The sequence below is a fragment of the Craterilacuibacter sp. genome, assembly GCF_051659485.1.
Taxonomy (GTDB): Bacteria; Pseudomonadota; Gammaproteobacteria; order Burkholderiales; family Chromobacteriaceae; genus Craterilacuibacter.
This window is the reverse complement of record NZ_JBOFOO010000162.1, coordinates 1-11,138: the sequence shown is the minus strand read 5'-3', so window position 1 is coordinate 11,138 and position 11,138 is coordinate 1. Positions and strand designations below refer to the sequence as shown.

At 60.1% G+C, this 11,138-nt stretch carries 9 protein-coding genes and 1 pseudogene; 7 read left to right on the top strand and 3 right to left on the bottom strand.

What is annotated here, in order from left to right:
• The 5 genes from leuS to ACRC1E_RS05610 form a co-directional block, all read left to right on the top strand.
• Positions 1-1,820, top strand: a 1,820-nt coding sequence (gene leuS, locus ACRC1E_RS05630) for a leucine--tRNA ligase (protein ID WP_438514131.1), incomplete at its 5' end; no start/stop codon positions are given.
• Between the two features lie 79 nt (positions 1,821-1,899).
• On the top strand, positions 1,900-2,445 hold the full coding sequence (locus ACRC1E_RS05625; RefSeq protein ID WP_438514130.1) for an LPS-assembly lipoprotein LptE: 546 nt from the start codon (positions 1,900-1,902) through the stop codon (positions 2,443-2,445).
• Positions 2,426-3,430 (top strand): DNA polymerase III subunit delta, encoded by a 1,005-nt coding sequence (holA, locus tag ACRC1E_RS05620; RefSeq protein WP_438514129.1) that lies wholly within the window; start codon positions 2,426-2,428, stop codon positions 3,428-3,430. Before ACRC1E_RS05625 ends, holA begins: the two co-directional genes overlap by 20 nt.
• Positions 3,431-3,661: 231 nt before the next feature.
• Positions 3,662-4,696, top strand: coding sequence for a uroporphyrinogen-III C-methyltransferase (locus ACRC1E_RS05615; RefSeq protein ID WP_438514128.1), 1,035 nt, complete (start codon positions 3,662-3,664; stop codon positions 4,694-4,696).
• Positions 4,693-5,895, top strand: a complete 1,203-nt coding sequence (locus ACRC1E_RS05610; RefSeq protein ID WP_438514127.1) for a heme biosynthesis HemY N-terminal domain-containing protein — start codon at positions 4,693-4,695, stop codon at positions 5,893-5,895. The genes ACRC1E_RS05615 and ACRC1E_RS05610 overlap by 4 nt, the downstream gene beginning before the upstream one ends.
• A gap of 69 nt (positions 5,896-5,964) precedes the next feature.
• On the opposite strand, the gene ACRC1E_RS05605 is transcribed toward ACRC1E_RS05610, so the two are convergent.
• Both ACRC1E_RS05605 and ACRC1E_RS05600 read right to left on the bottom strand, forming a co-directional pair.
• The gene (locus ACRC1E_RS05605) at positions 5,965-6,675 is read right to left on the bottom strand and encodes a pseudouridine synthase (RefSeq protein ID WP_438514126.1); all 711 of its coding nucleotides are present in this window, start codon (positions 6,673-6,675) and stop codon (positions 5,965-5,967) included.
• A 19-nt stretch (positions 6,676-6,694) separates the two neighbouring features.
• Positions 6,695-7,990, bottom strand: a complete 1,296-nt coding sequence (locus ACRC1E_RS05600) for a sensor domain-containing diguanylate cyclase (protein ID WP_438514125.1) — start codon at positions 7,988-7,990, stop codon at positions 6,695-6,697.
• Positions 7,991-8,331: 341 nt separating this feature from the next.
• Between ACRC1E_RS05600 and rpoS the strand changes: the two genes are divergently transcribed.
• Positions 8,332-9,222 carry an RNA polymerase sigma factor RpoS gene (rpoS, locus tag ACRC1E_RS05595; protein WP_438514124.1) on the top strand — a complete coding sequence of 297 codons (891 nt, stop codon included), beginning with the start codon at positions 8,332-8,334 and terminating at the stop codon, positions 9,220-9,222.
• 57 nt (positions 9,223-9,279) lie between these two features.
• Here the strand turns inward: rpoS and ACRC1E_RS05590 are convergent, their stop codons facing one another.
• Complete coding sequence (locus tag ACRC1E_RS05590; protein ID WP_438514123.1) at positions 9,280-10,680, bottom strand: DEAD/DEAH box helicase; 1,401 nt, start codon at positions 10,678-10,680, stop codon at positions 9,280-9,282.
• A 270-nt stretch (positions 10,681-10,950) separates the two neighbouring features.
• On the opposite strand from ACRC1E_RS05590, the pseudogene ACRC1E_RS05585 reads away from it, so the two are divergent.
• Positions 10,951-11,138 (top strand): annotated as a pseudogene (locus ACRC1E_RS05585) (hypothetical protein); the annotation flags it as partial.

Below are 11,138 nucleotides of genomic sequence, written 5' to 3'. Positions count from 1 at the left end.
CCGAACATCCGCTGGCGACGCAGGCTGCTGCCGGTAATCCGGCCATGCAGGGCTTTATCGCCGAATGCAAGGCCGGCTCGGTGGCCGAAGCCGATATGGCGACCATGGAAAAGAAGGGCATGGACACCGGCCTGTTCGTGGTTCACCCGCTGACCGGCGCACGCTTGCCGGTATGGGTCGCCAACTATGTGCTGATGGGTTATGGCGAAGGCGCGGTGATGGCGGTGCCGGCGCACGACGAACGCGACTTTGCTTTTGCCAATAAATATGCGCTGCCGATTGTGCAGGTCTACGCGCCGCGTGCCGGCGACAACGACTTCGATGCCGGTGTCTGGAAAGAATGGTACGCGTCCAAGGACGGTTCACTGGTGACCATGAATAGCGGCGAATTCGACGGCAAGGATTTTGCTGCTGCGTTCGATGCCATCGTTGTGGCGCTGGAAACCAAGGCTGCCGGCGCCAAGAAGACCCAGTACCGCCTGCGCGACTGGGGCATCAGCCGCCAGCGCTACTGGGGCTGCCCGATTCCTATCATCCATTGCCCGTGCTGCGGCGATGTGCCGGTACCGGAAAAAGACCTGCCGGTAGTATTACCTGAGAACGTGATTCCGGATGGCGCCGGCAGCCCGCTGGCCAAGATGCCGGAATTCTACGAAACCAGTTGCCCGAAGTGCGGTGGCGCTGCCCGCCGCGAAACCGACACCATGGATACCTTCGTGGAGTCCAGCTGGTACTACGCACGCTACGCCAGCCCGCAGTGCGACACTGCCATGGTGGACAAGAAAGCGGCCGACTACTGGCTGCAAGTCGACCAGTATGTGGGCGGTATCGAGCACGCCATTCTGCACCTGTTGTACGCACGCTTCTTCCACAAGCTGATGCGCGACGAAGGCTTAGTGTCGTCCAGCGAGCCGTTCAAGAGCCTGCTGACCCAGGGCATGGTGATCTGCGAAACTTTCTACCGCGAGCTGCCTAACGGTTCCAAAGACTGGATCGCACCGGTCGATGTGGTGCTGGAACGCGATGCCAAGGGCAAGGTGATTGCCGCTACCCACCGCGTAGACGGGCTGCCGGTGACGGTGGGCGGCATCGAGAAGATGTCCAAATCCAAGAACAATGGTGTCGATCCGCAGGCCTTTATCGAACAGTACGGCGCCGATACCGCGCGTCTATTCATGATGTTTGCCGCGCCGCCGGACCAGAGTCTGGAGTGGTCGGATGCCGGAGTTGAAGGCGCATTCCGCTTCCTCAAACGCCTGTGGCGCGTGAGCGGCGAATATGTGGCGGCCGGCGTGACCGACAAATACACCTCGGGCGAGCTGTCGTCCGGCCTGAAGGATCTGCGCTACAAGCTGCATGCCACCATCCAGAAAGTGGCCGATGATTATGGCCGTCGCCAGCAGTTCAATACCGCGATCGCTGCGGTGATGGAGCTGCTGAATACCTACGACAAGACCGATTGTGCGGATGCGGCCGGTCGCGCCGTGGCACAGGAAGTGCTGGAAACTGCGGTCATTCTGCTGGCCCCTGTCGTGCCGCATATCTGCGAAGCGCTGTGGACCGAACTCAAGCCGGGTACCGCTTTGCTGGATCAGGCCTGGCCTGAAGTCGATGCCGCCGCCTTGGTGAAGAGCGAGATCGAGCTGATGGTGCAGGTGTGCGGCAAGTTGCGCGGTAGCGTGGTGGTGGCTGCCGATGCCGGACGCGATGTGATCGAAGCGGCTGCCTTGGCGCATGAAAATATCCAGAAATTCATGGAAGGCAAGCCGGCGAAGAAAATTATCGTGGTACCGGGCCGGCTGGTGAATATTGTCGTTTGATTGTCTGCCACCTTAAAAAGCCGGGGTGACCCGGCTTTTTAAGGTGGGGTTAGAAAAATTTGTTTTATCTGGGGAAAACATGAATCGTATGCTTGCTTGGAGTTCCGCGGCCTTGCTGACGCTGTCGCTGGGGGCTTGCGGTTTTCATCTGCGCGGGCTGGGCGGGCCGCTCAAGGCGATGCCGTTTGCCAGCCTGTCCGTCGATGGCAGCGGTGCCGTTTACAATCAGGTATTGGTCGAGCTCAAGCGGGATGGCCGTGTCGGCCTGCCAGGCAAGGGGGTCGCCGCCGATGCCGTGCTGCAGATGGCGCCGGAGTCCACCAGCAAGGATGTATTGACCGTCAACCGTGCCGGCAAGGTTAGCGAATATCAGCTGACGCTGCGCCAGAGTGCCACGCTGATCTTCCGCCATTCGGATGACCCGGTGCCGCTGAATGTGGTGGTACGCCGCCAGATGTCGTACTCGGAGCAAGTGGTATTGGGCAAGGAACAGGAAGAAGCGCAGTTGTGGGCCGGCATGCAGCGTGAAGCAGCCAATCAGCTGGTGCGTCGCCTGGCTTATATCCAGCGTCCACAAACGGATGCGGCAGCAGCGGGGCCGGCGAATGTCACAGGCCAGCCCTGAGGCGCTTAAAAGCCTGCTCGGGCGTGGCATGGCGCCGCTGTATCTGATCCACGGCGAAGAAACGCTGCTGGCACTGGAGGCCGCGGATGCCATCCGCGAGGCGGGCCGCAAGGCCGGTTATCTGGAGCGCGAGGTGCTGACGGTAGAGCCGGGCTTTGACTGGTCGGCGCTCGCCAATGCCATGAATAGCGTGTCGCTGTTTGCCTCGCTCAAGCTACTGGAAGTGCGCATCCCGTCGGGCAAGCCCGGTGCCGAGGGGAGCGAGGCCTTGCAGCGTCTGGCGGCCAATCCGCCGCCGGACACCATTACACTGGTGATTCTGCCCAAGCTGGAGCGGGTGCAGTTGCAGGGGAAATGGTTTACCGCCCTGCAAAAATCGGCGCTGGAAATCGACGCCAAGGCGGTGACGCGTACCGAACTGCCGAACTGGGTGGCGCGCAGGCTTAAGGCACAGGGACAGGGCATGGGCAGCGAGGCGCTGGCCTTCTTTGTCGACAGGGTCGAGGGTAATCTGCTGGCCGCACGGCAGGAAGTCGACAAGCTGGCGCTGCTGTATCCGCAGGCCGAGCTCACCCTCGAGCAGGTCCGCGAGGCGGTGGCCAACGTGGCGCGTTTCGATGTCTTTCATCTGTCGTCGGCCTGGCTGCAAGGGGATGCGGCCCGCGTGGTGCGCATGCTGGAAGGGCTGGAAGCCGAGGGCGAAGCGCCGGTGCTGGTATTGTGGGCGCTGGCCGAGGATGTGCGCATGCTGCTCAAGCTGCGTCAGGGCATGAAAGACGGGCGCAATGCCCGTGAAATGTCGCGTGAACTCAAGCTGTGGGGCGAGCGGCAAAAGCTGGCCGAACCGGCACTGCGCCGCATCGGGCCGCGCAAGCTGATGGATGCGCTGACCCAGTGTGCCGAAGTCGACCGCCAGATCAAGGGCGCGGCGCAGGGCGAGCCATGGCCGGGCTTGCGCCAGGTGGCGATGTTGCTGGCGGGTTAGACCGGCAAAGGACAAGGGGGGCGTGGGCGGCAAGGCGGCTTGACACGGCCGCCCGCTTGGCGAAGCTCCCCACTCCCCACTCCCCACTCCCCATTCCGGCACCTTGCCAAACCACACTCCCTGCGTTCTGATTCCCCTTTACTGGCCGTCGTCATGAGCTTGACGTTACAATGAAGACTAGTGCGGGCATCTGTCCCGCTTTGTCGAACCTCAGCGTGGTCTTTACTATCCATGAGCGACACCCCGATTACCGATATTCCCGTTACGGCTCAAGGCCGCCGTTCCCTTAATCTTGCGCTGATCGTGGCGCTCGCGGCGCTGGGCCTGTCTGGCTGGCAATATTACGAAACCCGTTTAACGCTGGATCAGGCGCGTCTGTCGCTGGCACAAAGCCTGGCGGATGCCGGCGGTTCGGCGCGAGTCTTGCGCGAGCAAAGTGCTGCCACGCTAGGCGCTTTGCAGGCTACCGATGCCAAGCTGGCCTTGCTGGAGGCGCGCGTCAATCAGTCGGCCGGGCAATATGCCACGCTGGAAGGCATGTATCAGGAGCTGACACGCAACCGCAGCGACTGGTTGCTGGCCGAGATCGAGCACACCCTGTCCATTGCCAGCCAGCAACTGCAACTGGCCGGCAATGTGCCGGCAGCCGTGTCGGCACTGGAAATGGTCGATGCCCGTCTGGCGCGCTTTGACAGCCCGCAGCTGATCAGCCTGAAAAAGTCGGTCAGCAAGGATCTGATCGAGCTCAAGGCGCTGCCCTATCTGGATAATGTCGGCATGACCCTCAAGCTCGACCAGCTGATGCTGCTGGTCGACACCCTGCCGCTGGCGGTCGACCATCACCGCCTGGCACCGGTCTCTGCCACGCGTGCCGCCTTGCCGGCGCATGCCTCATGGTGGGAGCGTGCGCTGTCCGATCTGTCGGCCAGCATCGGCGAGCTGGTCCGTATCCGCCGCATGGATAAGCCGGAGGCGCTATTGCTGTCGCCCGAGCAGGCTTTCTTCCTGCGTGAAAACCTGAAAATGCGTCTGCTGGATGCCCGTATCGCCTTGCAGGGGCGCATGGGTGAAACCTTCAATGCCGATATTGTTGCCGCACGCAGCTATGTAGAACGCTATTTCGACCGCGATGCGCCGGCAACCCAGCAATGGCTGGCGACACTGAACGGATTCAAAGATGCGCCGCTGGATGTGGTACTGCCGGACTTGGGGGTCACCCTTAAAACGGTACGTGATGCACAAGAGCGCATGGAGGTGAAACCGTGAAGTTTGTCTTGTGGATTATCGGCCTGTTTGCCTTGGCGGTGCTGTTGGGTCTGGCTGCCACCGTCAATACCGGCTATGCCATTTTATTCTTCCCGCCTTACCGCATGGAAGTCTCGTTTAACCTGCTGATTGTCAGCATCATCGTACTGATTTTTCTGGCACATGGTGCGCTGCGCCTGGTGGCAATGGCGGTACGCCTGCCGGAAGAAGTCCGTGCGTTTCAGCGTCAAAAAAAGCTCAAGGCTTCGCGTCATGCACTGCGTGAAGCGGCAGTGGCTTTTTTCGAGGGGCGTTACCAGAAGGCCGAACGCGAGGCAAACAAGGCGGTGGAAGATGAGTTTGCCGTAGAAAACCGCGCGCTGGCACTGATGATCGCCGCGCGTTCGGCAGCGCAGACCAATGATCTGGCGCATAGGGACGAATATCTGACCCAGCTGGAAGGCTTGCCCGAGCGTCTGCAACTGGCACGCCATATGCTGGAGGCCGAGTTGCGCTACGAGGCCAAGCAGCCGCTGGAAGCTCTGGCTGCAATCGAGCGTGCGCGTGCGATCTCGTCCAATCTGACTTCGGCGCTCAAGCTGGAGCTCAAGATCCGCCTCAAGCTCAAGCAGCCGGATGCCGTGCTGCAGTTGAGCGAGAAGCTGCTTAAGTCGGATGCGCTGGATGCGGCACAAGCCCGGCGCTATCGTCTGGCTGCTTACACCCAGCAGCTGGCCGGTTTTGCCGGTGGCGAAGAGATCAGCGCCTGGTGGCGCAAGATTCCGGAAGTCGAGCGCGGTAATGTCGAACTCGTCGTTCAGGTTGCCGGGCGTCTGGCCGAATTGGGGAGCTTTGATGCGGCGGCGGTACTGGTCGCGACCAGTCTGGCGGCCGATGAGGATGCGCCCGAGCTCGCTTTATTGTTGGCGCGCACGGCAGGACAGATCAGCCCATCCAAGCGGGTCGAGCTGATCAAGGAGGCTGAAGCCTGGCTGAAGTTCCGGCCACGCGACCATCAACTGCTGTTTGCACTGGGCTGCCTCGCCCGGGAACAAAAGCTGTGGGGCAAGGCGCAAAGCTATCTGGAGGCGAGCCTGTCGGTGCAGCCTACCTTGCAGGTTTATGCCCAGCTGGCCGACTTGCTGTCTAGTCTGGACAAGCCGGATGCTGCCGAGCGCTACCGCAAGCAGGCGCTGGCGATTGCCTTGGCCGCCGCTTGAGAGCGGATGACCTCTTCAAACAACAAACCCCCGCGAAATGCGGGGGTTTTGCTTTGTGTCGCGGCGAGTTCAGCCGCTAAAACCCAGGCTGGCAAGTTCGGTCGGGGTCAGGAAACGCCATTGGCCGGGGGCGAGATCCGCCAGTGGCAAGGGGCCGATGGCGATGCGATGCAGCGCGTTCACCCGGTTACCGGCTGCGGCGACCATACGCTTGACCTGATGGTAGCGGCCCTGACTGATGGTCATGTCGATGGTGTGGGTCTCGATGCGCTCGACAGCGTCGACCGCAAGTGCTTCGTCCTCATCCCGGAGCAGTACACCCGAGCTTAGCTGTTGCAGCAACGCGTCGCTTGCCGGGTGCTTGAGTGTCACGCGGTAGCATTTTGGCACCTGTTTCTTGGGCGAAGTCAGCGCGTGGATGAACTGGCCGTCGGTGGTCAGCAGCAACAGGCCGGTGGTATCGGCATCGAGGCGCCCGACCGCACTGACGCCCAGATTGGTGAACTGCGGCGGCAAGCGCGAGTAGACGCTGGGGTGATGTAGCGGCTTGTGCGAGGTTTCGGTGTCTGCCTGCTTGTTGAGCATCATATAAACCGGGCCGTGCAGGACTTGCCACGGTTCGTCATCGACGACCAGAGTGCGGATGTCGGCGGCCGAAACGTCGGCACGCCAGTTGTCGTTGATCTCGCCGTTGATTTCAACGAGACCGTATTCGAGCAGTTTGCGGCATTCCTTGCGGCTGCCGAAGCCTTGTTGTTGCAAGAAGCGGTAGAGTTCCATGGCGCAATATTAACACGGCTTAGTATTTGGCCTCGGTGCTCAGATGGGCGCAATAAACACGATTGCGTCCGTCGGCCTTGGCCCGGTACAGCGCATCATCTGCTGCATGGATCAGGGTTTCGGCATCGTCGCCATGCAAGGGGTAGGCGGAGACGCCTATAGACACGGTGAATTGCAGTATCTGGCCATCGACAGCCGTCACCCGCAGTTGTTCGATCTTGCGCCGCAACTGGCCGGCCTTGATTTCTGTCTGCTCCAGTGAAGTGCCGGGCAACATCACCACAAACTCTTCCCCGCCATAGCGGCAGACGATGTCGCTGTCGCGGAAAAAATCCCGCAGCGTCTTGCCGATGGCAGCGAGCACCAGGTCCCCGCTCTTGTGACCGTAGTTATCGTTTATTTTCTTGAAGTGGTCGGCATCCAGCATCAGTACGCCCAACGGGCTGGCCTGCCGCTGCAGAACCTTGAGCGTACTGGGCATGATGCTCTCTAGGTGGCGACGGTTGAATACCCCGGTCAGCACGTCGGTTAGCGCCTGCTCGCGTAGCCCATGCTGCAGGCGCTCGATTTCTTGCACATGTTGTTGCAGTGAGGCGTTACCGGCTTGCAGGCGTATTTCCAGCTGCTTGCGCTCGCTGATGTCGTAGATGGCGCTCAAGACCAGTAATTCGTTGTTGATGCGCAACCAGTTGCTGGAGATCAGCGCCCAGAAGTGCCGCCCTTGGCCATCGATCAGCTCGGCCTCCTGCTCGCTTTGCGCCCCCACGTTCATCAGCGTGATATTGGCACGCGCGCGCTTGTCTGGATCAACATAAAAATCCTGAACCCGTAATAGGCTTTCAGGATCAAGCGGGTTGCGGAACAGCCGATTGGCCTGCTGGTTGCTGTACAGGATGGTGCCATCTTCAATCCGGTTGAGCAGCAAGGGAAAAGGCGAGGAAGCCGCGATGGTTTGGTAGTACAGCGCTTGACTGTCTGCCGTCTGGATTTGTTTGCTGATAGCCGCGTGTGCGCGTTGCTGTCTTTGGGTCCATAGCGCAGCGAGTAGCAGCAAACTGAAATAGAACAAGAACTGGGCAAAGACGATCGTTGCATTCTGCTGCGGCAGGAAAAACAGCAGTAGTGTGCCGCAGAGCAGCCAGGAGGGGATGGCAGGCCAGCCCAGACGCAAGCTTGCGGCTAGCGCCAGCAAACTAGCGGGTAGCAGACCGGCCGCAAGGGGGGGCAGCAGAAAATGGCCCAAGCCCATGCTAAGCCCGTAGGCCAGCAATAGCAGGAGCTGTTGTTGCGCCTGTCGGGGTGTGTAGTCTGTCATGATGCCAGATTCATCCCTTGTGTTTTCGCCACTCGGATACTGCTTGCTAGTGTAACCATTGCTATTGCAATTGCATTAATATGGCGCTATCGATTGCTTAATTGCATGTCGAAGCGTGGCTTTTTCACATCAGATTCCGGCTTTTCCGTGCATGGATTTTTCTCATGCTTCGTATTGATATATTTCATTATTATTATTCTCTAATATGAAATAGAATAATCAAATAGGTATTTTTATTGGTTATGAATTTACTGGGCCCGGGCAGCATTGTCGGGCCCGGTCTGCTTTCAGCGGAAGAGGCGGCGATGCGTGATACAGCACAGGTTTTGCTTGAAATGGGAATGTTGGATATAGCGGACGAGCGTGATGCCCAGCAGGGAGAGTGCGCTGAATACGAGGAATTGGTCGATATTGTCCAGATTTACCTGAAGGATATCAACAGTAGTAAGCTGCTCACTGCAGCACAAGAGCGGGCATTGGCAGAGCGCATGGCTACGGGCGAGCATGAAGCCCAGCAGTTACTGATCAAGCACAATCTGCGCCTGGTGGTGAGCATCGCCAAACACTATCTGAATCGTGGTTTGCCCTTGCTGGACCTGATCGAAGAAGGCAATCTGGGCTTGATGCATGCGGTGGAAAAATTCGATGTCAGCCGCGGCTTTCGCCTGTCGACCTATGCCACTTGCTGGATACGCCAGAATATCGAACGCGCCATCATGAACCTGTCACGTACCGTCCGTTTGCCGGTGCATGTGGTCAAGGAGCTGAATACCTATCTGCGAGCCGCAAGCGAACTGGAACGCCGCTGGGGTACGGAGCCCACGATAGATCAAATCGCAAAGCATGTAGGCATGCCGGTGGAGGATGTACGCCGCATGATGAATCTGAACCAGCGTATGACATCGCTGGATACGCCTCTGGATGTGGGTCATGGTTTGAGCGTGGGCGATGCGATTGCCGATGTTGACCAGGAAGAGCCGGATGTCGCGCTGAACAATGCCGAAATGGTGCGTTATCTGCAAGGCTGGCTAGCAGAATTACCGGACCGGGAGCGTCAGGTGGTCGAGCATCGTTATGGCTTGAACGGGAGTGAGGTGTGTACGCTGGAGGAAGTGGCCAAGCTATTGGGCTTGGCGCGGGAGCGGGTGCGCCAGATCCAGATCGAGAGCCTGGCCCACCTTAAGCGTATTGCCGGCGCACAGGGCATCACGCCGGATGCCGTATTGTGCTGATGCCAAGACCTTGTTCGCTGCGGACTGTCATGCAGACGGCCCGCAGCGCATCCGGTTTTAGCGTTTTGGCTGGCTGAACAGTGCCGATTGCGGGCGAGCCTGTTTGCTACGGCTCTGGCCGGCAGGCTTGGCGGCTTGCGGCTTGGGTGCATCGTGGCCATGCGGTTTGGCCTGATGGGCATGGGCAGTCTTCTGCTTTTGCTGGGCGGGTGCACCGCGCTGGGCATTATTGCCGTTGCCGGCATTCTGGCCCTGACGGCCGCCCTGGCTACGGCCTTGTGGCTGGCGCGGCTTGAGTAGCGGCTCGGGCTTGACCGACAAGTCGGCCTTGTAGCCGGCAACTTCGAAGCGCTCGATGTTTTTCTTGATCAGATGCTCGATATCTTTCAGCAGTTTCAGCTCATCCACGCATACCAGAGACACCGCTTCGCCGCTGGAGCCGGCACGGCCGGTACGGCCGATACGGTGCACATAATCTTCCGGCACATTCGGCAGTTCGAAGTTGACGACAAACGGCAGCTGGTCGATGTCCAGACCACGCGCGGCGATGTCGGTCGCGACTAGAGCCTGCAGTTCGCCCGACTTGAAGTTGGCCAGCGCGCTGGTGCGTGCACCCTGACTCTTGTTGCCGTGAATCGCGGCAGAGCGGATGCCGGCTTTGTCCAGCTTTTCCGACAGGCGGTTGGCGCCATGCTTGGTGCGGGTGAAAACCAGCAGCTGATGCCAGTTATTGTCCTGAATCAGCTTGATCAGCAGATCGGTCTTCTTGTCGCGGTCAACCAGATGCACGCGCTGGGTCACCAGTTCGCTGGAGGTATTGCGGCGTGCCACTTCCACCAGTTGCGGGTTATCCAGCAGGCCGTCGGCCAGGGTGCGGATTTCATCGGAGAAGGTAGCCGAGAACAGCAGGTTCTGGCGGCGTGGCGGCATGATGGCCAGAATCTTCTTGATATCGCGGATAAAGCCCATGTCCAGCATGCGGTCGGCTTCATCCAGTACCAGAATTTCGACGGCCGACAGGTCTATGGTTTTTTGCTGTACATGGTCAAGCAGACGGCCCGGGGTCGCGATCACGATATCGATGGGCTTGCGCAGCTGGGCGTATTGCGGATTGATGCTGACCCCGCCGAACATCACCATGGAGCTGAGCTTCAGGTGCTGGCCATAGGTCTTGACCGATTCGGCAACCTGGGCGGCCAGTTCTCGGGTCGGCGTCAATACCAGCGCGCGCGGACGACCGGCGCGGCTATTGACCGGTGTGGTGGCCAGGCGTTGCAGCAGCGGCAGGGTAAAGCCGGCGGTCTTGCCGGTGCCGGTCTGTGCCGCCGCCAGCAGATCGCCGCCCTTGAGTACCTGCGGGATGGCTTGCAGCTGGATAGGGGTCGGGATGGTATAGCCTGCGTCGGCAACGGCGCGGGCAATGGGTTCGATCAGGCCTAGTTCGGCGAAGGTAGTCATGCGGTTTCCTTGCTGCGGCGAGCCGGTGTCCGGCATCCATCCGCGCCGACTGCGGTAGAGTCAAAATAAAAGCACCGGCGGATGGCGGCCGGTGCAAGCGGGGCAGTATAGCGTATTCGGGGGCAGGGGGTTGGCAATCGAAAGCGTGGGGGAATGAAGCTGCCGTTCACCAGGCAAGCACATTGCCTTGCCTTGCGCCGGCTTGTAAGCTGCGCAGCCTTGGCTTCTGCACTCCCTTATCGCGGGGTCGCAGGCCATTCTGGAGATCACATGAAAACACACGCTTTGTTGTGGCTGGCGGCATGTACGCTGCCGTGGACGCCGGCAGCAGCCGCCACCAATCCGCTGCCGCTGGACACGCGTGCCAGTGCCTATTTCAATGGTTGGCCCGAAGCTGGTGCCAAGCAGGGCGGGCATGTGCCCGGTGCCGTCAATCTGGCGGCGTCCTGGCTGGGCAA